This is a genomic window from Undibacterium sp. GW821-FHT07F11 (genome assembly GCF_059418665.1).
This window is the reverse complement of sequence record NZ_JBWKQH010000002.1, coordinates 391357-411131: the sequence shown is the minus strand read 5'-3', so window position 1 is coordinate 411131 and position 19775 is coordinate 391357. Positions and strand designations below refer to the sequence as shown.

Annotated in this window: 20 protein-coding genes and 2 tRNA genes; 19 read left to right on the top strand and 3 right to left on the bottom strand. The window is 51.2% G+C overall.

Features of this window, described 5'->3' with window-relative positions; genetic code table 11:
• Position 1 precedes the first annotated feature (1 nt).
• The 14 genes from AC07OI_RS05620 (at position 2) to AC07OI_RS05555 (ending at position 12760) form a co-directional block, all read left to right on the top strand.
• Complete coding sequence (locus tag AC07OI_RS05620) at positions 2-760, top strand: glycosyltransferase family 2 protein (protein WP_495256535.1); 759 nt, start codon at positions 2-4, stop codon at positions 758-760.
• Positions 757-1707, top strand: a complete 951-nt coding sequence (locus AC07OI_RS05615) for a lysophospholipid acyltransferase family protein (protein WP_495256534.1) — start codon at positions 757-759, stop codon at positions 1705-1707. The genes AC07OI_RS05620 and AC07OI_RS05615 overlap by 4 nt, the downstream gene beginning before the upstream one ends.
• Before the next feature lies 1 nt (position 1708).
• On the top strand, positions 1709-3265 hold the full coding sequence (locus AC07OI_RS05610; RefSeq protein ID WP_492702767.1) for an HAL/PAL/TAL family ammonia-lyase: 1557 nt from the start codon (positions 1709-1711) through the stop codon (positions 3263-3265).
• Entirely contained in the window at positions 3258-3692 is a 435-nt protein-coding gene (locus AC07OI_RS05605; RefSeq protein WP_492702768.1) for an acyl-CoA thioesterase, read from the top strand. The genes AC07OI_RS05610 and AC07OI_RS05605 overlap by 8 nt, the downstream gene beginning before the upstream one ends.
• 32 nt (positions 3693-3724) lie before the next feature.
• Positions 3725-4318, top strand: coding sequence for a LolA family protein (locus AC07OI_RS05600; RefSeq protein ID WP_495256762.1), 594 nt, complete (start codon positions 3725-3727; stop codon positions 4316-4318).
• A gap of 27 nt (positions 4319-4345) precedes the next feature.
• Positions 4346-6724: an MMPL family transporter gene (locus tag AC07OI_RS05595; RefSeq protein ID WP_495256533.1), complete on the top strand. Its 2379-nt coding sequence runs from the start codon at positions 4346-4348 to the stop codon at positions 6722-6724.
• The gene (locus AC07OI_RS05590) at positions 6708-7268 is read left to right on the top strand and encodes a DUF3261 domain-containing protein (protein ID WP_495256532.1); all 561 of its coding nucleotides are present in this window, start codon (positions 6708-6710) and stop codon (positions 7266-7268) included. Before AC07OI_RS05595 ends, AC07OI_RS05590 begins: the two co-directional genes overlap by 17 nt.
• Positions 7269-7284: 16 nt before the next feature.
• Positions 7285-8481 carry a beta-ketoacyl-ACP synthase gene (locus AC07OI_RS05585; protein WP_495256531.1) on the top strand — a complete coding sequence of 399 codons (1197 nt, stop codon included), beginning with the start codon at positions 7285-7287 and terminating at the stop codon, positions 8479-8481.
• A gap of 2 nt (positions 8482-8483) precedes the next feature.
• Positions 8484-8948 (top strand): hotdog family protein, encoded by a 465-nt coding sequence (locus AC07OI_RS05580; protein ID WP_492702772.1) that lies wholly within the window; start codon positions 8484-8486, stop codon positions 8946-8948.
• A gap of 2 nt (positions 8949-8950) precedes the next feature.
• Positions 8951-9676 (top strand): 3-ketoacyl-ACP reductase FabG2, encoded by a 726-nt coding sequence (locus AC07OI_RS05575; RefSeq protein WP_495256530.1) that lies wholly within the window; start codon positions 8951-8953, stop codon positions 9674-9676.
• Positions 9677-9702: 26 nt separating this feature from the next.
• The gene (locus tag AC07OI_RS05570; RefSeq protein ID WP_492702774.1) at positions 9703-10941 is read left to right on the top strand and encodes a beta-ketoacyl-ACP synthase; all 1239 of its coding nucleotides are present in this window, start codon (positions 9703-9705) and stop codon (positions 10939-10941) included.
• Between the two features lie 38 nt (positions 10942-10979).
• Positions 10980-11429 carry an excinuclease ATPase subunit gene (locus AC07OI_RS05565; protein WP_492702775.1) on the top strand — a complete coding sequence of 150 codons (450 nt, stop codon included), beginning with the start codon at positions 10980-10982 and terminating at the stop codon, positions 11427-11429.
• Between the two features lie 95 nt (positions 11430-11524).
• Positions 11525-12106: a hypothetical protein gene (locus AC07OI_RS05560; RefSeq protein ID WP_492702776.1), complete on the top strand. Its 582-nt coding sequence runs from the start codon at positions 11525-11527 to the stop codon at positions 12104-12106.
• Between the two features lie 33 nt (positions 12107-12139).
• On the top strand, positions 12140-12760 hold the full coding sequence (locus AC07OI_RS05555) for a 4'-phosphopantetheinyl transferase family protein (RefSeq protein WP_495256529.1): 621 nt from the start codon (positions 12140-12142) through the stop codon (positions 12758-12760).
• Here the strand turns inward: AC07OI_RS05555 and AC07OI_RS05550 are convergent.
• On the bottom strand, positions 12749-13597 hold the full coding sequence (locus AC07OI_RS05550) for a polysaccharide deacetylase family protein (RefSeq protein ID WP_492702778.1): 849 nt from the start codon (positions 13595-13597) through the stop codon (positions 12749-12751). The two genes, AC07OI_RS05555 and AC07OI_RS05550, sit on opposite strands and share 12 nt — an antisense overlap.
• A 437-nt stretch (positions 13598-14034) precedes the next feature.
• Here AC07OI_RS05550 and AC07OI_RS05545 point away from each other — a divergent pair, with 437 nt between their 5' ends.
• The 5 genes from AC07OI_RS05545 (at position 14035) to AC07OI_RS05525 (ending at position 19136) form a co-directional block, all read left to right on the top strand.
• Entirely contained in the window at positions 14035-16347 is a 2313-nt protein-coding gene (locus AC07OI_RS05545) for a TonB-dependent receptor (RefSeq protein ID WP_495256528.1), read from the top strand.
• Positions 16348-16440: 93 nt separating this feature from the next.
• Positions 16441-17541 carry an alpha-hydroxy acid oxidase gene (locus tag AC07OI_RS05540; protein ID WP_495256527.1) on the top strand — a complete coding sequence of 367 codons (1101 nt, stop codon included), beginning with the start codon at positions 16441-16443 and terminating at the stop codon, positions 17539-17541.
• Between the two features lie 27 nt (positions 17542-17568).
• Positions 17569-18252 carry a Fe2+-dependent dioxygenase gene (locus AC07OI_RS05535; RefSeq protein ID WP_495256526.1) on the top strand — a complete coding sequence of 228 codons (684 nt, stop codon included), beginning with the start codon at positions 17569-17571 and terminating at the stop codon, positions 18250-18252.
• A gap of 28 nt (positions 18253-18280) precedes the next feature.
• Entirely contained in the window at positions 18281-18562 is a 282-nt protein-coding gene (locus AC07OI_RS05530) for a PepSY domain-containing protein (RefSeq protein ID WP_492702782.1), read from the top strand.
• A 16-nt stretch (positions 18563-18578) separates the two neighbouring features.
• Positions 18579-19136, top strand: coding sequence for a cytochrome b/b6 domain-containing protein (locus AC07OI_RS05525; RefSeq protein WP_495256525.1), 558 nt, complete (start codon positions 18579-18581; stop codon positions 19134-19136).
• Between the two features lie 284 nt (positions 19137-19420).
• Here the strand turns inward: AC07OI_RS05525 and AC07OI_RS05520 are convergent.
• A tRNA-Asn gene (locus AC07OI_RS05520) sits at positions 19421-19496 on the bottom strand.
• A gap of 193 nt (positions 19497-19689) precedes the next feature.
• A tRNA-Asn gene (locus tag AC07OI_RS05515) sits at positions 19690-19765 on the bottom strand.
• Positions 19766-19775 lie beyond the last annotated feature (10 nt).

The window sequence follows — 19775 nt, the reverse complement described above, 5'->3', positions numbered from 1 at the left end:
AGTGTTCAAACCCTGCATCCTCATCCCCGTCTATAACCATGAACATGCAATAGCTGCCGTAGTGCAGGCCGTGCTGGCGCATGAAGTGGATTGCGTGCTGGTGGATGATGGCTGCTCGGCTGCCTGTGCGCAGGTGTTGCAGGGTTTGCAGGCCGCAACACCAGGTCGCGTGACTTTACTGCGTCACGACGTCAATCAGGGCAAGGGCGCCGCCGTGCTGACAGGTTTTCGCTATGCGGCGCAAGCGTCTTACACCCATCTTTTGCAGATTGATGCAGATGGGCAGCATTGCGTGGCCGATGTACCGCAATTCTTGACGCAGGCAAAAGCACATCCGCAGGCAGTGATTGCCGGTTACCCGGTCTATGATGAATCCGTGCCTGCCATACGTTTGTATGCGCGTTACCTGACCCATGTCTGGGTCTGGATTAATACCTTGTCGCTGGCCATACGCGACTCCATGTGCGGTTTCCGTGTCTATCCTGTGGATGCCGTGATCGCGTTGATGGCCAGGCAGGACATAGGCAGGCGCATGAATTTTGATACCGATATCCTAGTCAGATTGTATTGGGATGGCGCAGCAGTCATCAACCTGCCTACCCGTGTTGCTTATCCCACGGATGGCGTTTCTCATTTTCGCGTCTGGCGTGACAATGCTCTGATCACCGTCATGCATACCAAGTTATTCTTTGGCATGTTGTTGCGCATTCCCTCTCTGCTGGCACGTCACTGGCGTAGCCAGCCTGAGGCGGGCAAATGAAACAGAACACACAACATTCAGGTTCTGCCTGGCATTGGGCCAGCATCAATGAAGTCAGCTTTGTGGCTGGCATGCGTTTTTTGTTCTGGGTATTCAAGGTCTGTGGACGCTGGCCGTTCCGCATATTTTTGTATCCGGTGCTGGCCTGGTATGTGCTCACCAAACCTGCGCCACGCCGCGCATCTATGGCTTACCTGCAACGTATGAATGCCTATAGCAAAGTAGCTCAGGGGTGGACTGGCGTGTTACAGCATTTTGCTGCCTTTGCAGAAAACATACTCGACAAGATGTTGTTGTGGGGTGGTTTGTTTGATGAGCGCAAAGTCAAGTATGTCGGGCAAGAAGAAATGCATGTTCAGGTCACCCAAAAGCGTGGTGGCCTGATCGTATGTTCGCATCTGGGTAATCTGGAAATGTGCCGCGTGTTGTCGCGCCGTTTTCCTGAAGTGAAATTGACGGTGCTGGTGCATACCAAACATGCGCAGGCATTTAACCGCATGCTGGCAAGGCTAGATCCAGAGAGCCAGATGAATTTATTGCAGGTGACAGAAATGACACCTGCCACCGCCATGCTATTGGCAGACAAAATTGCTGAAGGTGGTTTTGTCGTGATTGCTGGTGACCGTATCCCGGTAGCGCCGCAACCCAGGGTGGCGGTGGCCTCTTTTCTTGGGCAGGATGCAGCTTTCCCGGTTGGTCCTTATGTGCTGGCCAGTGTCTTGCAATGCCCGGTCTATCTGCTGTTTTCCTTGCAAATGGATGGCGTGCCGCAAGTCTGCTTTGAACTCTTGCGTGAGGCTATCAGGCTGCCACGCAAAGGGCGTGATGACGTCTTGCGCAGCGTAGTCGCTGAGTATACCGCCCGCCTCGAATATTATGCAGTGCGGGCACCACTGCAATGGTTTAATTTTTATGATTTTTGGCATTTACCCGAATTGGAAAAATAAGATGCAATCCGCTGATCAGAGCACCAAGCTGCGCACCGTACAATTCGACCGTAACAGATTGAGCATAGAAGATATCGTTGATATCGCCCACGGCCGCGCCAATGCGGCGCTGTCTGCCGACCCTGAGTTTCGCGCAGCGATAGCCCGTGGCGCAGATTTTCTGGATCGCCTGTTGCGTGAAGACGGCACCATTTATGGCGTCACGACTGGCTATGGGGATTCCTGTACCGTCACCGTGCCGCCAGACCTGGTGGCAGAATTGCCGCACCATCTGTATACCTATCACGGCTGTGGCCTGGGTGAATATCTGTCACCGGCACAAACCCGCGCCGTGATGGCTACACGTCTGGCATCTTTGTCCAAAGGCTTTTCTGGTGTCAGCGTAGAGTTGCTGGAACAGATCAGCCGTTTGCTTGAGGCGGGTCTTTTGCCGCTGATCCCCAGCGAAGGCTCTGTCGGTGCCAGTGGTGACCTGACACCTTTGTCTTATCTGGCTGCAGTCCTGTGTGGCGAACGCGAAGTCTGGCGCGATGGCGTGCAGGTACCTGCGGCCCAGGCTCTGCGTGAAGCCGGAATCACGCCTTTGCGCCTGCGTCCGAAAGAGGGCCTGGCCATCATGAATGGCACAGCCGTCATGACAGCGCTGGCCTGCATGGCCTATGACCGTGCTGATTATCTGGTGAAGTTGACTACGCGCATTACCGCAATGGCCTCAGTGACCCTGGATGGTAATGTTCACCATTTTGATGAAGTATTGTTTTCAGTGAAGCCACATCCCGGCATGCAGGGTGTGGCTGCATGGTTGCGCCAGGATTTACCAGCCGGGCAAGTTGAGCGCAATGGCAAACGCCTGCAAGACCGTTATTCCATACGTTGCGCCCCGCATGTCATAGGTGTGCTGGCCGACGCCATGCCTTTCTTCCGTCAGTCCATAGAAAATGAATTGAACAGCGCCAACGATAATCCGATTATCGATGGCGACAATGAGCGTGTACTTCATGGTGGCCATTTCTACGGCGGCCATATTGCTTTCGCCATGGATGGCATGAAGAATGCCGTCGCCAATCTGGCAGATTTGCTGGACAGGCAAATGGCCTTGATGGTCGATAGCCGTTATAACCATGGCTTGCCCGCCAATCTGTCTGGCATGGAAGGGCCGCGTGCGGCAATCAACCACGGCTTGAAAGCCTTGCAAATCAGTGCTTCAGCCTGGACGGCAGAGGCATTGAAGCTGACCATGCCTGCCTCCGTCTTTTCACGTTCCACCGAATGCCATAACCAGGACAAGGTCAGCATGGGTACCATCGCTGCCCGCGATTGTCTGCGCGTGCTGGAATTGACTGAGCAGGTAGTGGCTGCCTTGCTTATTACAGTAAGGCAGGGTGTCTGGCTGCGTTTGCGTGTGAGTCAGGATTTGCAACTATCGCCAGCGTTGACACAAATGATGGATGCACTGGCTGGCGATGTAGCACCGGTGCAGGAAGACCGTCGCCTGGAACCTGACCTGCGCCTGATGCTAGAGCGTATCCGCCAGCAAGAATGGAAGCTCTATGCGTAAAAAGAATACACCCAGCCCATGGGTTGCCGAAGTCGAGATACAGGTTCAGTTCTTTGACCTGGACCCCATGGAAATCGTCTGGCATGGCAACTATGTCAAATATCTGGAAATAGCGCGCTGTGCCTTGCTGGATCATATCAATTACAACTATGTGCAGATGAAAGAGTCCGGTTATGCCTGGCCTGTTATCGACATGCAGTTGCGCTATATTGCTCCCGCCAGTTTTGGCCAGAAGCTGACCCTGCGTGCCGAGATTGTCGAATGGGAAAACCGTTTAAAGATAGATTACCTGATCACCGACACCGTCACAGGAAAGCGCTTGAACCGTGCCAGCACGACCCAGGTCGCCGTTGAAATTGCCAATGGAGAAATGTGCTTTGTTTCTCCTGCCATCTTGTTTGAAAAATTGGGAGTGCCCATTCCATGATGTCCATGATGCGTTTGTTATCTATTATCTGCATGCTATTGCTGAGCCTGTTTTGGACAGACAGCAGTAATGCCGCCGCACCTATCAGCAAAATTCAGAACATGCTGGCCAAGCCGCCAGTGCTGTGCGGCAGGTTTGATCAGACCAAGCAATTACAGGGCATGAAAAAACCACTGGCATCCAATGGCCGTTTTTGCGTCGTTAATGGCAAGGGCATCTTGTGGCGTACGTTGCAACCATTCCCAAACACCTTGCGCCTGACGCGTGATGAGATCGTACATTTGCAAGGTGAGCGGGTAGCCATGCGCCTGGATGCGCAAAAAGAACCTACGGTACGCATGATCAACAGCGTGCTGTTTTCTCTGCTGTCTGGTGATCTGGGTAAGCTGGAAACCCTGTTTGAAGTCGAAGGCAATGCTGATGCCAGCAACTGGAAGGTGGCACTCAAAGCCCGTGAAGCAGCACTGGCAAAAGCGATAGGGGCGATCTCTCTGGACGGTGGTGTCTACGTAAAAAATATCCATATTGATGAAGCCAGTGGTGACCGTACCACCATCATTTTTTCAGATATCAAAACTGGTGAAACTGCCATGACAGCTGAAGAACTGGCCTTGTTTGCTCAATAAGGGAAAAGCAAACTCATGAGCGATGGTATGAAAAAACAGCATGGATGGACTAAGGGGCTGGCAATCACATGGGCAATCGTGGTTTGCCTGTTGCTGGCTCATAATGCCTATCTATGGCTGGGCAAGCGTATCGCGCCTGATACTGACATCCTGGCCTTGTTGCCTGTGCAAGAACGTGACCCGGTCTTGCAGCAATCCTTCGCCCACATGGTGGACACTGCCCAGCAAAGGGTCGTGGTACTGATAGGTGCGAATGACTGGGAACAGGCCAAACATGCTGCCGCTGCTTATCAAAAAGTGCTGACAAGCCGTACAGATTTACTGACGGCGACCAATATCAGTGACCAGGCCCAGAATGACTGGCTGGCGGTATTCCAAAAACAAAGCCTGGGTTTGCTGACAGCACAACAAGAACAGCAATTGCGTACAGAACCAGCGCAATACTGGACTGACCTCGCGCTGGCAAAAATGTACAGTGCCTTCTCAGGTCCCAAACTGGGCAGTTTTCAGGATGACCCTTTTAATCTGTTTTCTGGCTGGGTACAGGAAAGGGCGCAAGAAACACCGGTGCGCCCGCGCGATGGTTATCTATTCGTGGCAGACAAGGACAAACAATATGTGCTGTTGCCGCTGACACTGAAGCCATCGGCATTTTCCCTGACTGCGCAAGAGATGGTTGTACCTTTGCTGGGCAAGGCGGCGGAAGCAGCTTTGTTGGCGACACCTTCGGTAGAGATCATTAACGCTGGTGTTGTCCTGCATGCTGCCGCTGCCGGGCAACAGGCTGGTGGTGAAGTATCGACGATAGGCCTGGGTTCGCTGATAGGCATCATCTTGTTGATGTGGCTGAGCTTTCGTTCCCTGAAACCCATCACCTTGATTTTGCTGTCCATAGGCGTAGGTTTTCTCGGTGCCTTGTCGGTGTGCTGGATGCTGTTTGGTGGCATACATTTGCTAACACTGGTATTTGGTGCCAGCCTGATAGGTGTGGCGCAGGATTATGGAATCTACTTTTTGTGCAATCGCTTGAGTGCTGATGCCAGTATTGATTCGTCCACTTTACTGAAACGCTTGCTGCCGGGCCTGGGCCTGACTTTGCTGGCGGCAGTCATTGGTTATCTGGGCCTGGGATTGACGCCTTTCCCTGGCTTGCGTCACATGGCAGTATTTTCTGCACTGGGGCTGGTGTTTGCATGGCTCACCGTGATTTGCTGGTTCCCGCAACTGATCAGCGCTGGCAGCCTGAAAAGTGGCAAGCTGGTGGCGCGTTATTCAGCAGCGCTCATGCGCTGGCCACGACTGGGCTGGAATCTGCGCAGCTTTGTAGTCCTGGCTATTTTTGCGATAGCTACGGCGATAGGCTGTTCGCGCCTTGGTGCCAACGATGATATTCGTCTTTTGCAAAACTCTCCCAAGCATCTGGTGGCGGATCAGATCAAACTGGGTAAATTGCTGGATGCTCCTACGCCGGTCCAGTATTTCCTGGTGCGTGGTAATAGCGCAGAAGTCGTTTTGCAGCGTGAAGAAGCCCTGAAGCGCAAACTTGATCCTCTTATAGAGCGTCATACCATCTCCGGCTATCAGGCTTTGTCAAACTGGATACCGTCTGCGCAATTACAAAAACAGCGCCATCAACTGATAGACGAAAAACTGCTGGCAGAAGGTGGGGCTTTGAGTTTATTGGCCAGCAAGGTGGAAGAAGATGCAGCCTGGGCCGCTGCCATACGCAAGCATTTGCTGACACTGACAGCCAGCACATCTATCGATGAATTTCTCAAGACCTCAGCTGGTGAACCTTGGCGGCATTTGTGGCTGGGACAAATCGGCAATGAGTACGCCAGTATCGTCGCCTTGCGTGGTCTCAGTTATGCCAATAATGGCCTGGCAACTTTGCAACAGGCAGGGCAGGGGCTGGAAGGTGTGCAATGGGTAGATAAAGTCAACGAAATATCCTCGGTGCTGGGGCGCTATCGTGCCTATATGGGCTGGGTAGTGTCAGCGGCTTATCTGGTGGTATTTGCCCTGTTATTCCCGCGTTACCGTCGCAATGCCTGGCGCGTGCTGGCACCTACCATGTGTGCCAGCCTGGTGACTCTGGGTTTGCTGGGGCTGGCGGGGCAAAGCCTGCAGTTATTCCATGTGCTGGCGCTGATGTTATTGCTGGGCGTGGGTGTTGATTACGGTATCTTCATGCAAGAGCATCCGGACAGGCGTAATGCCACGCCATGGCTGGCTGTTGGTTTGTCGGCTGCGAATACCTTGCTGTCTTTCGGTTTGTTGGGATTGAGCCGCACCCCGGCATTGCAAGCCTTTGGCCTGACGATGCTGATAGGAACTGCGCTGGTGTGGCTGATTGTTCCCTGTTTTACTTCTACTACAGAAAGTGCGCATGTTGCTCAAACTTAAATCATGGCTGAGCTTGGCTGCATACGCGACCATACTCGCATTGCTGAGTGCCTGCGCCAGCAAACCTGTGCAACCTGAAGCCCGCCTGGGGCTGATGCTGGCTCCTGCGGCACTGGATGCTTCTTTCAGTGTGCAGCAACATTTGATCGTGGAAAGAAATGGCCGCATAGACGAGCTGGATGCAGCGCTGGAAGTGGAACCTGGCCATCTGGAACTCGTCGGTCTGGCGTTTGGACAGCGCGTACTGAGTCTCAGTTATGACGGCAAGCAATTAAAGTCATGGCGACATGTCATGCTGCCTGCGCAGGTCAGGGCAGAGGATGTGCTGGAAGACATGCAGCTCAGTCTGTGGCCAGCGAGTGCGATTGCCCAAGCCCTGCCTGCAGGTTGGCGCATAGAAGAGCAGGGCTTGCACCGTTCGCTTTACCTTGATGAGAAACTAGTCGTCACAGTTGACTACAGCAGCATGCCACGCTGGAGCGGCACGGTCGTCCTGAATAATTTGCGTTACCACTATCGCCTGACCATACAATCAGCACCTTGAGTACCTGAATATCATTATGAAGCTGTATTTACATCACTGCGGTATCGTTTGCTCATTAGGCGATAATCACCAGGACATCCTGCATCGTTTGCTGGATACGGCTGAGACTGGTGTCTTGCCTACCGATGCCTGGTCAAATGGTCGTACATTGCCGCTGGGGCAAGTGACTAGTGCATTGCCGGATATCAGCGCCATGCCATTGAACATGCGTAGCCGTAATAACCAGTTGGCACTGGCTGCACTGACACAGATACGGCCAGCACTGGATGCTGCCATAGCTCGCTTTGGTGCAGACCGTGTTGCTGTGGTGATAGGCACCAGTACCTCAGGCATCGCCAGTACCGAAGCTGCGCTGCGCCAGTTCAAAGCTGATGCCTCACTGCCTGCTGAGTTTCATTATGGCCAGCAAGAGATGGCTTCGCCTGCCGATTTTCTGGCCCATGTTGCGGGTATCACTGGCCCTGCTTATGTGCATTCCAGTGCCTGTTCTTCCAGCGCCAAGGCCATGGCCAGTGCTGCGCGTCTGATCAAAATGGGGTTGTGCGATGTCGTCCTCACGGGCGGCGTAGATACCTTATGTGCTTTTACCGTGGCTGGATTTTCAGCGCTTGAATCGGTCAGTGACAGCTTGTGCAACCCTTTGAGTGCCAATCGTCATGGTATTAATATAGGTGAAGGTGCGGCTTTATTCCTGATGAGTGCCGAAACTGATGATGGCACGGGTTCTGGCATCGCTTTGTGTGGCTGGGGTGAGTCATCTGATGGACATCACATGTCAGCCCCTGACCCTGCCGGTGGTGGTGCCCGCCTCGCCATCAGTCAGGCTTTGCAGCGTGCTGGTATTTCAGCAGCAGATATCGATTACATCAACCTGCATGGCACGGCCACCCCGCAAAATGATGCGATGGAATCACGCGTGGTTCATGATCTGTTTGGCGATGCTGTGCCAGTCAGTTCCACCAAGCCATTTACCGGACATACCCTGGGTGCTGCTGCCGCGGTAGAAGCTGCATTGTGCTGGCTGACCATGCAGGGTGATAATGCGCAAGGCAGATTGCCACCCCATCTGTGGGATGCTGTCGCAGACCCACAATTACCCGTGCTGAATGTGGTTTCCCATGGTCAACAACTGGGACGACCAGTGCGTTATGTACTGAGCAATTCCTTTGCCTTCGGTGGTTCCAATGCAGCCTTGATACTAGGGAGAGAATGAACATGCCGAATGAAAAAGAATTTCCCCCTGTTCGCGATCTGGTACCGCATGATGGCGAGATGGTCTTGCTGGACAGGGTGCTGAGCGCCGACGATGAGAATTTGTGTGCGGAAGTCAGCATCAGGCCGGATACTCTGTTTTGCGAAACATCCGGTGTCGGCGCCTGGGTTGGTATCGAATATATGGCGCAAGCCATTGCTGCCCATGCAGGTTATCTGGCGCAATTGCGTCATGAACCTGTGAAAGTAGGTTTTCTGCTGGGTTCAAGGCGCTATGAATGCAGTCAGCCCTTATTTGTGCTTGGCAGTGTCTTGCATATCCAGGTGCACAAGGCATTGCAGGGTGATAATGGCCTTGGGGCTTTTGAATGTCAGATTAGTGATAGCGTGAGTGGTACGTCGTTGGCAAATGCGACTATTACCGTGTTTCAGCCAAATAACGTCAAAGATTTTCTGCAACGGAGTTAGTAATGAGTATGAGTGTGTTGGTGACTGGATCGTCAAGGGGCATAGGCAAGGCCATCGCTTTGCGTCTGGCCAGTGATGGTTACGATATCGTCTTGCATTGCCGTAGCCAGCGTGAAGAAGCAGAAACTGTTGCGCGTGAAATTGCTGCCATGGGCCGCCAGGTGCGTGTCCTGCAATTTGATATCAGTGAGCGCGAGCAGGCCGCAGCCATACTGACTGCCGATATTGAGCAGCATGGCTGTTATTACGGCGTAGTCTGTAATGCTGGTGTGGCACGTGACAATGCTTTTCCTGCCATGTCAGGTGAGGACTGGGATATCGTGCTGAGTACCAATCTCGACGGTTTTTATAATGTGCTTAATCCCTTGGTCATGCCCTTGGTACAGCGCCGCAAGCCTGGCCGTATCGTCACTTTGGCATCGGTATCGGGCCTGATCGGTAACCGCGGCCAGGTGAATTACAGCGCTGCCAAGGCAGGCATCATTGGTGCTACCAAGGCATTGGCAATTGAATTGGCAAAACGGGCAATCACTGTTAATTGCGTGGCCCCGGGTTTAATAGAAACAGACATGATAGAAGATGTGCCGATGGAAGAAGCCTTGAAAATGATACCTGCCAAGCGCGTTGGCAAGCCAGAAGAAGTGGCTGCCGTCGTCAGCTTTCTCATGCAGCCTGATGCGGCTTATGTGACGCGCCAGGTCATTTCAGTCAATGGGGGAATGGCGTGAATAATAGTGGAATAAGTAATAGCGGAATGAATAATGCTAAACGCCGCGTTGTCGTCACAGGCATGGCCGGCATCAGCCCTTTGGGCAATGACTGGACCAGCATACGCAAGCAATTGGGCGAATACAGAAATGCCATCAAGCGTATGGATGAATGGAGCGATTACGAAGGCCTGAACACGCAACTGGGTGCGCCAGCGGCAGCTTTTGAATTGAACGAGCGCTACCACCGCAAGGCCACACGCAGCATGGGCAGGGTAGCCCTGATGGCGACGCGAGCCAGTGAAATGGCGCTGGAGCATGCAGGTTTGCTCAATGATCCCTTCATCAGCAGCGGAAAAATGGGGATTTCCTTTGGCTCTTCTGCAGGTACACCGAGTGCTATTGGCGACTTTGGCCGCATGATGGAAGAACGCACTACCAAGGGTATCAATGCCACTACCTATATCAAGATGATGGCGCATACTGCGCCTGTCAATATAGGCGTGTTCTTTGGTCTGACCGGGCGCGTCATCACGACATCGTCAGCATGTACTTCTGGCAGTCAGGGTATAGGTTATGCCTATGAAGCCATACGTGGCGGCAAACAAGTCGCCATGATTGCCGGTGGTGCTGAAGAATTATGCGCGACAGAAGCGGCAGTGTTTGATACCCTGTTTGCCACCAGTGTGCGCAACGACACGCCAGAGATTACACCACGGCCCTTTGATGCAGGACGTGATGGCCTGGTCATCGGTGAAGGTGCGGGCTGCCTGATACTGGAAGAACTGGAACATGCACTGGCACGTGGTGCCACGATACATGCCGAGCTGGTCGGTTTTGGCACCAATAGCGATGGCTGTCATGTCACGCAACCAAATGCCGAGACCATGAAAATCGCCATGCAACTGGCGCTGGAAGATGCAGAGCTGCAGGCATCTGATATTGGCTATGTAAACGCCCACGGCACCGGTACCCAGCAGGGCGACATCGCTGAAAGCCAGGCTACAGTGCAAGTGTTTGGTAATACCATGCCCATCAGCTCACTGAAAAGTTATATGGGGCATACCCTGGGTGCCTGCGGTGCACTGGAAGCCTGGATCAGCATAGAAATGATGAACGAGGGATGGTTCGCTCCCACGATCAATTTGCAAGAGCTTGACCCGCAATGCGCAGACCTCGATTACATCAGGGATGAGGGCAGGATGATAGATTGTGAATATGTAATGTCGAATAATTTTGCTTTTGGTGGAATAAATACTTCGCTGATTTTTAAAAAATACCGCTGACCATAGATGCGGCCTGTACTTAAATAAGGAAAACCAGAATGAAAAAAGTAATTTCAGCAGTAATTGTATTGGCGACGATGATGGCAAGTATGAGCAGTGTTCAGGCCGCAGACAGAAAAGTCATGTTGCCTCTCTCCGGTGCCATGAACGCCAATGATGCACAAAGCCGTTTGGGCGATTCAGTCAAATTTTATTTTGGCAAACAGCCAGGGCCAGTAGTTCTGGAAACACTTGCCAGCGATAAAACCAGCCTGAAAACCAATGCTTTTGGTAAATCAGATGCAAAGGCCTGTAACTGGGTGTTTTTGTCTGCCATGTTGCAATTGCAAAAACGTGCAAAAGAATTGGGCGCAAATGCAGTCGTCAATATCGTCAGCAACTATGACAACATTGAATATGCAAGCGAAGCCGAGTTTGAATGCCACGTTGGCGCCATCATGGCAGGCGTTGCACTCAAAGGTGATTTTGTCAGAATAGATAACAAGTAAAAAAATATTGCCCCAAATTATCTGATCACAGTGGGCATAAATGAAGAGAGGGATATGCCTGTCATATCTCTTCCTCTTATATCAAGGATGTATTTATGAGTGTCGTATTAAAACGTGGTTTGCTGTTATCTGCAATATTTGCTCTGGCTTTATTGCAGGGGTGTGCTACTTCTGTAAAAGCGAATGCAACTCAGAATCCCGCACCCAAAGAAGCATTTGCTTCCTTTGGTCGCATTATAGTGAAACCGGCGATATTCAAAGATGGCTATAGTGGTGATATTTCCGGGCTGCTTAAAATCAATGACAATATCCAGAAAGATTTGGCTGGCCCTTTGGAAAGCTGGAATAAGCGTCCAGCCAATGGCCGCACCTTGGTCATCCAGCCCGTAGTCGAGGAAATACAGTTTCAGCATGGTGCCAAACGTGTCTTGCTGGGGCCATTGGCAGGCAGCTCAGGCGTGTTGCTGCGTTTGAATGTGACTGATACCGAAGGCAATTCAGTGGCAAGGCCAGAATTTTTCCAGCGCGCAGCTGCCATGGCAGCGGGGTTTGTTTTTGGCGTGCATGATAATTTGATGCTGACCCGTGTCGCCAATCTGGCCAGCGGATATGTGATCAGCAATTACAGCACTGCTGTCGGTGGCCCGACCGGGGCTGATGACAAGGCTTTGCGTTAAACCACCCACTCAACAGCCAGAGCGGTACAAGGTATGAAAACTCAGTCTGATGAAGCAAGTATTTACCTGTTCAGCCTGCATACCTTGACAGATTCCGGCCTGGCGAATTTTTTACCCTGGCTCTCAGAAAGTGAAGTGCAGCGTTATCAGCGCTTTACTCGTCCTGAGCGTCAGCAGCAATTCCTGGCTGGCCGTATTCTTTTGAGACAGGTACTGGCTCATTTACTGGATATGCCAACCACAGAACTGGAATTGATCGAGCAAGCCGGTAATGCGCCTCGCCTCGGTCAGCCAGAATTAAGTGATGTCGGTTTCAGCCTCTCGCATAGCGGCCCCTGGGTTGCCTGTGCTGTCAGCGTCAGTAGCAAGCTGGGCCTGGATATTGAAGTGCTGAACCCGGAACGCGATTTCTTCGCCCTGGCATTGCAGGCATTTAATGCAGACGAAAATGTCCGGTTAGCGCAACAGGATGCGGGAAATCGTATGCATGATTTTTATCAGTTGTGGACTACCAAAGAAGCGCAAATCAAACTCAATCAGGCAAGCGCACAATGCCTGCACTTGCCACATCCTGAATTGTCCATCACTTTGTGTAGTTCTAAACTATTGAGCTCAGCGCCGCAGCTTCTGGCTACTACTTTGTCAGCGAAATAAACCCCAGAGCCAGTTCCAGATGCCTGGCAATTCTGGAGCGTTGCTGGCGTCTTTTACTACCCTTGCCATGGCAGCACGTTCGAGTTCGTCTCGATCATCGTAGAAGGGCTTTTCACTGACGGGAATTTCCAGTTCTTTAGCGACATCTAAAAGTATCTCCAGATACTCTTCCATATGATTGGCGGTATAGGGATTGATGTCATGAAAGGTGACGACAATGGGTGTTACACCATCTACTGAGGGCATTTCATTCTGGCACCACTTTGGACGGGTGGCCAATAGCAGTTTGCGCATATTACGGCGTTTGGTCAGGCTGAAGTTGATGCCGTAGATAATGCCGTCATTTGCACTCAGATCAGTCAGCAGCATTTGCAAGCCATGGCTGTGATAGGTATCAAGGGTACGGGCATCATAATTCCAGAAAGGCGGGCGTACCAGTTTTGGCGCCGTACCCGTAATGCCACTCAAGTCGGCGATACCCAACTCAAGTGAGGTTTTTAATTCTTCTTCACTCAGATAGCGGTGATTGGAATGTCGCGGCGTACCCGTATGAAAAGCCAGCAGATGACCTGCTTCCACTTCCCGTTTCAGTAAAGTTCTGCCAAATTCCGTGCCGCCGCCGTTGACTGCCCTTGTCTGGGCAAAAAATATAGCTTTGATACCAGCCTGATAAGGATTGTTTTGTAAAGTGCTTAATATTTTCTCAGTTGGATTATCTGGCTGTACTGCACTGGGGCCATCATCAAAGCTTAATAAAAACCGTATTGGTGCAGGGGTGTTTGCACAACTATCCGCTATTGCCGTATTGCAAAAGCCTGAAGTCAGGGAGATGAGCAAACAAAAGAAGGCGTGACGCCAAGAGCAGAATGTGAACAAAGTCGGAAAAAATTAGCTTTTGATGGGAGGTGCTTATTGTATCCGTCCACAAACTTTTTTTCTTGATTTAATCAGGACTTGAATAATTTCAAATCGTATTTGTCACTGCCAAAGTGCCCCCGGCGTAGTCAGATGACCGGCAAACAATAAATGTATCCGCCTAAATTCCTGGATTTGCATAAAAGTATAAGTATTTAACATTTGAAATGTGAATGATATTGATTCTCATTGTCAACATATATATCATTCGTATTAGTTTGTAATTAGCTGTACCGAGCTACAAAATTAATATCTTATTTATAATATTTTGCTCCATGCAATCAAGGATCTACATGAAACATTCGCAAGCTCAAAAGCCAAAAAGCCTACGTGATACTGACGAGCCGGTATTTAGCTCAATGAAGAAAACGACTCTGGCATTGGGTATATCCAGTGCGATGTTGATGCCTGTGCTTGCGACGGCACAAGATGCAACGCCTCCAGCTGCCAAGACACAAAAAGATGGGCAGAAGCTGCCAGAAGTGGAAATCCTGGGTAAAAGGCGCGAGTCCAATCCCAATGCGGAAGTGGGTGCCCCTTATAAGGCAAAATCCTCTGCCGATTCACGTCACACCCGCCCACTGGCAGAAACGCCACAGACTATCTCTGTATTGACGCGCTCTGCTATTGATGACTCTGGCCTGACGGACTTGAAACAAGTGCTGGGTGCACAGCCTGGCATTACCCTGGGTACTGGTGAAAACGGTAATGCCTTCGGCGACCGCTACATCATTCGCGGTCAGGAAGCACGAAGCGATGTTTTCGTTGACGGCTTGCGTGACCCAGGTATGTCGACACGTGAAAGTTTCGCCATTGAGCAATTGGAAATTTCCAAAGGCCCAAATTCAAGTTTTGCTGGCCGCGGTACAGCTGGCGGTGCGATCAATGCCATCACCAAGCAAGCGACCCTGGATCACGATTTTGAACGTGTCTCGGTAGGCGTAGGCAGTGATTCACAAAAACGTGTTACTGCTGATATCAACAAAGGTTTTGGCGATAATTTTGCATTGCGTACCAACTTGTTGTACGGCGATGAAGATGTACCAGGCCGCTCACCGTCCAACCGTTCACGCAAGGGTATCGCATTGTCCGGCTTGTATGAAGCCAGCAAGGACTTCTCTGTCACACTTGACTACTATGGTCTGCGTACCAAAGATACATCACCAGATTTGGGTTACTACCTGACAGGGACAGTGCCAAATCGCGTACCGGCAACAAATGTACCAGTCTATGCACAGGCAAATGACTTCCTCAAATCTGATGTTGACACGCTGACTGCCCGTATCAACCTGGCTTTTGCCCCTGATCTCAAGCTCACCAGCCTGACGCGTTATGGCAAATCCAATAATGGCTATGTCACAACAGGTGCATCCTCTGCAACACGTTATAACGGCACCACAGGTGTGGCTTACACAACGGGCGTCCTTGATGGTGGCCACACTGGCTGGCAAGATATCGATTACTTTGCTCACCAGAGTAATCTGCGCTGGGATAAGCTGATCGGTGGCATGAAGCATGAGTTCATCTTCGGTGCAGAATATGCTGATCACAAAGTTGTATCAGGCACTTATAGCATTACCAATACTGGCACATTCAACTGTAAAACCACTGCAGGTGTTGGTGCCAATAATGGCTATTGCTTCACCGACAGCAATGGTACGCCAGTTGCCAACTTGAATAATCTCTCTGGCCGTAACTATGCGCGCCTGGGCTGGAACCAGGACTGGCATATCAAGGCGCTGGCGCTGACCGCGATGGATACTGTCGACCTGACAGACAAATTCACAGCTTTCGGTGGTGTGCGTGCTGATTCATTTGACCTGGATCTGATCCGCCGCAATAACACAACTGGCGCTATTACTGGCAGCTATGGTTACAAAGACACACTGTTGAATGGTCATCTTGGTCTGAGCTACAAGATAACTCCTAAACTCATCGTTTACGGTTCTATCGCCAGTGCGCAAGATATCAATGGTGGTGAAGCTGACTCTGGTACCAGTAGTGGTTATGGTGGTGCGGTGTTGTATCAAAACCAGATCGCTGGTGCCAAGCCAGAAACTTCGGTCAACTATGAGTTGGGACTGAAATGGAATTTGCTGGATGACAAACTACTGGCAACAGCAGCATTGTTCCAGACCAAGAAGTCTGACGTCATGGAAGGTGCCAACTACGACACAGTCGGTACATTCAACACAGGTAAAAACCGCGTGCAGGGCGTTGAATTTGGCCTGAGTGGGAACCTGACAGAAGACTTGTCCGTGCAGTTCGGTGCAGCGTTCCTGGATTCCAAAGTACTGGCTTCTGCAACTCCTGCGAACATCGGTAATCCTTTGAGTAACTTTGCCAAGCAAACTTTCTCTGCGCAGGCCAAGTACCAGTTGACGAATGCCTTCTCGTTTGGTGGTGCAGCACGTCATGAAGGTGATCGTTGCGGTGGGCAGCCTGATACTGCAGCGGGCTACACCGCAACTGGCCAGTGTTCGCAACCTGTGCCTTCATTCACTGCCTATGACGTATTTGCTGCGTATCGTTTCTCGCGTCGCTTTGATGTCCGTGTGAATGTATTGAATGTCACGAACAAGGACTACTACACAGCAGTTTATCGTTCAGGCTCATTCCTGTATAAAGGTGATGCACGCGCAGTACGCTTTACGCTGAACTACGAAATGTAATCCATTGACGGCAAACAAGAACTCATTCATCTATAGGGAGTGGGTTCTTTTGATTCAGCTAAAATAAGGGTTCTTTGTTGATAATTTTCATTGATGAATAACCCATCCACACCTGTCATTCCACCAGAGATACGCTGTGCTCAAGACTATGAACTTGTAGCACAGCGTATCATGGCAGAATCAAGCTATGCCTACGTTGCTGGTGGTAGTGGGCGTGACCTGACTGTCGCTGCCAACCTGGCAGCCTTTTCGCAATGGTCGGTTTATCCGCGCGTATTGCGCGATGTCACCGGTGGACATACCAAAGTCACGCTGGGCAATCAAACTTTTCTTCATCCTGTTTTGTTAGCACCAGTTGCTTTTCAAAAGCTGGCACATCCTGCTGGTGAAATTGATACCGCCCGGGCTGCCAGAGCCACGGATAGCTGCATGGTCTGCAGCACCTTGTCATCCAGTCTTTTGGAAAATGTAGCGCATGCTGCCGGGCCGCATAAATGGTTTCAACTTTATTTTCAATCCAGTCGTGACGATACGCGCAAATTGCTGGCAAGGGCTGAAGTGGCTGGCTATAGCGCCATCGTCGTAACACTGGATGCATCGATACAGGTGGCTAGCGCACGCGCGCTGCAGGCCGGATTCTGCATACCAACCGATTGTGTGGCCGTGAACCTGCAAGAGATCAATGTGGGCAACCCTGTTGAACTTTCCGCTGATGATAGCCGGATTTTTCAGGGAGCGATGCGTGCTGCACCAACGTGGTTTGATCTGGCCTGGCTGATTGCAGAAACATCTCTACCTGTATGGGTAAAAGGGGTTTTGCATCCCGATGATGCACTGGCGCTAAAAGCTGCGGGCGTTGCGGGTATTGTTGTTTCTAACCATGGTGGGCGTAGCCTGGATGGTGCGCCAGCCAGCCTGTCTGTGCTGCCTGCCATTCGTGTTGCCGTTGGTGATGATTTCCCCTTGTTACTGGATGGCGGCATACGCTCTGGCTCTGATATTTTCAAGGCTTTGGCTTTGGGCGCGAATGCTGTTCTGATCGGTCGCCTGCAAATGTATGCGCTTAGTGTTGCTGGCGCTCTGGGTGTGGCGCATATGATCAAGCTGTTGCGTGAAGAGCTGGAGATATGCATGGCCCAGGCTGGATGCGCTACGCTGGCTGATATTGATAGTGGTGCTTTGCTGCACTGTTAATGAATTGATGGAAGACAAGGCAGGCTTATGCTAAATGTGATTGAAGGTGTCCTGAGTAAGGATGAAGTCCGGCAGTTCCGTGCACATCTGGATCAGGCTGACTGGCAGAATGGTGCGCGTACAGCCGGCACACTCGCGCTGCAAGTCAAAAATAATTTGCAGATAGACGACGATTCGGAGCTGGCGATTCAGTTGGGCAACCATATCCTGCGCAAACTTGGTGAGCATCCTGTGTTCATTTCTGCTGCCTTACCGCAAAAAATTTACCCGCCAAAATTCAATCGTTATCAGGATGGTGGTGGATATGGGCTGCATGTGGACAGTGCCGTGATGATGATGCCCGGCACCCGTCAAAACTTGCGCAGCGATATTTCGGTAAGCTTATTCCTGGCTGAGCCTGAAGAGTATGATGGCGGAGAGCTGGAAATTGAAACGGATTTTGGAGCGCAGACCGTCAAGCTTGAAGCTGGTGACATGGTGCTCTATCCCTCATCCAGTCTGCACAGGGTAACGCCTGTGACGGCGGGTGCAAGGGTAGCTTCGTTTTTTTGGATAGAAAGCATGGTCAGTGACGACGTTGAGCGTGCCATGCTGTACGATCTTGATCAAGCCATCCAGAAATTGACCCCACTGGTCGATGCGCAAAATAACGCACTCTTAAGACTCACGGGTATTTATCATAATTTATTGCGCCGCTGGGCTATTACTTAAACTTGTTTTAACTTATCAGGAGCCATCCATGACAATAATCAAACGATCCATTTTTGCTGCATTTGTCCCATTGGTATTCGCCATGTCATCTGGCAGTGCCTGGGCTCATGGTGATGTCAAATGCACCAACGAGCCAAAAGAAAAATGGCGCCCGCATACAGAATTGGAAGCAAAGCTGACCAAGGAAGGCTGGCAAATCCGTCGCATGGAAAAAACCACCAGCTGCTATGAGGTGTACGCCAAAGATCCTAAGGGCAAGCGTGTAGAGGCATTCTTTAACCCGGTCACATTCGAACGCGTTGAAGAATAAGCTGCCGGTCCGGGACATGCCTGTTCAGGACGTGTCTGCTCGGGACGTGCCCGTCTGGGATTTACCCGTGCGCCTGATACATTGGGCACAGGTTGCCGCTATTGTGGCCGCCTGGATCACCAGTGCTCAGATCGGGCCAGTCCACGAGTACGTGGGCTATGGCGCAGGCTTGTTAGTCCTCATGCGCCTGGTGTGGAGTGGTATCGGCAACCGCTACGCACGTTTCACTCAATTTCTTAAATCGCCATCGGCTACATTCGCTTACTTACGCCTCGTCATCAATTCCAAAGCACCACGTTATATCGGCCACAATCCCCTGGGTGGCTGGATGGCTGCTGCACTTCTGCTTTGCGTGGCTTTGCTGGCATTGACAGGCTGGGCCATGGGTACAGATATGCTGTGGGGTTATGCCTGGCCAGTACGTGTGCATGTCGCCATTGCCTGGACCATGGTGGGCTTGATAGGCTGGCATGTGCTGGGTGTCGTACTCACCAGTTGGCAGCATCGTGAGAACCTTGCCAGGGCGATGATTTTCGGCAGTAAGGTGGCGCCAGAGCCAGGCGATGTCGACTAATGCCTAATGCAGCCCGTGCCGACCAATATATTGTCTGAGCTCTTTTTGAATTGATCGTTGTGGGATTTGCTGCGGGAGAGGGGGAAATGCTTGTACGATTTTCTTTGCCCGGGATAGTACGTCAACCGGTATTTGTTCATCTGAGCTGCTACTAGCCACTATTTTTACGCCGCGTACATAAAAAGCATGGCTCTTGAAACTCTGTGCTACTAGTCTGCCATGCCTGGAGGGCAGGGCGGAAAAAAAAGAGTTACTGGCCTTGGCAAGTAACTCTTTTCTAAATTTGGCTCCCCGACCTGGACTCGAACCAGGGACCTGCGGATTAACAGTCCGTCGCTCTACCGACTGAGCTATCAGGGAATAGAAGATGCAATGATCTTCATTAAACTTTTACAACATTCTTTTTGGCAGTGATTTTTGTCAAGTTCACTGCTCACTTCAATCTCTTGCTGCAAAACCCTATCAGGATTTTGCTTTTTTCTGTCCTGCCAGACAAATCCGGCGGAAAAAAAAGAGTTACCAGCTTTAGCAAGTAACTCTGCTTTTACAAATTTGGCTCCCCGACCTGGACTCGAACCAGGGACCTGCGGATTAACAGTCCGTCGCTCTACCGACTGAGCTATCAGGGAATAGAAGATT

Coding starts and splice junctions, on each gene's coding strand:
- AC07OI_RS05615 (WP_495256534.1), top strand. CDS start 757: ATGAAACAGAACACACAACATTCAGGTTCTGCCTGGCATTGGGCCAGC.
- AC07OI_RS05610 (WP_492702767.1), top strand. CDS start 1,709: ATGCAATCCGCTGATCAGAGCACCAAGCTGCGCACCGTACAATTCGAC.
- AC07OI_RS05605 (WP_492702768.1), top strand. CDS start 3,258: ATGCGTAAAAAGAATACACCCAGCCCATGGGTTGCCGAAGTCGAGATA.
- AC07OI_RS05600 (WP_495256762.1), top strand. CDS start 3,725: ATGCTATTGCTGAGCCTGTTTTGGACAGACAGCAGTAATGCCGCCGCA.
- AC07OI_RS05595 (WP_495256533.1), top strand. CDS start 4,346: ATGAAAAAACAGCATGGATGGACTAAGGGGCTGGCAATCACATGGGCA.
- AC07OI_RS05590 (WP_495256532.1), top strand. CDS start 6,708: ATGTTGCTCAAACTTAAATCATGGCTGAGCTTGGCTGCATACGCGACC.
- AC07OI_RS05585 (WP_495256531.1), top strand. CDS start 7,285: ATGAAGCTGTATTTACATCACTGCGGTATCGTTTGCTCATTAGGCGAT.
- AC07OI_RS05580 (WP_492702772.1), top strand. CDS start 8,484: ATGCCGAATGAAAAAGAATTTCCCCCTGTTCGCGATCTGGTACCGCAT.
- AC07OI_RS05575 (WP_495256530.1), top strand. CDS start 8,951: ATGAGTATGAGTGTGTTGGTGACTGGATCGTCAAGGGGCATAGGCAAG.
- AC07OI_RS05570 (WP_492702774.1), top strand. CDS start 9,703: ATGAATAATGCTAAACGCCGCGTTGTCGTCACAGGCATGGCCGGCATC.
- AC07OI_RS05565 (WP_492702775.1), top strand. CDS start 10,980: ATGAAAAAAGTAATTTCAGCAGTAATTGTATTGGCGACGATGATGGCA.
- AC07OI_RS05560 (WP_492702776.1), top strand. CDS start 11,525: ATGAGTGTCGTATTAAAACGTGGTTTGCTGTTATCTGCAATATTTGCT.
- AC07OI_RS05555 (WP_495256529.1), top strand. CDS start 12,140: ATGAAAACTCAGTCTGATGAAGCAAGTATTTACCTGTTCAGCCTGCAT.
- AC07OI_RS05545 (WP_495256528.1), top strand. CDS start 14,035: ATGAAGAAAACGACTCTGGCATTGGGTATATCCAGTGCGATGTTGATG.
- AC07OI_RS05540 (WP_495256527.1), top strand. CDS start 16,441: ATGAATAACCCATCCACACCTGTCATTCCACCAGAGATACGCTGTGCT.
- AC07OI_RS05535 (WP_495256526.1), top strand. CDS start 17,569: ATGCTAAATGTGATTGAAGGTGTCCTGAGTAAGGATGAAGTCCGGCAG.
- AC07OI_RS05530 (WP_492702782.1), top strand. CDS start 18,281: ATGACAATAATCAAACGATCCATTTTTGCTGCATTTGTCCCATTGGTA.
- AC07OI_RS05525 (WP_495256525.1), top strand. CDS start 18,579: ATGCCTGTTCAGGACGTGTCTGCTCGGGACGTGCCCGTCTGGGATTTA.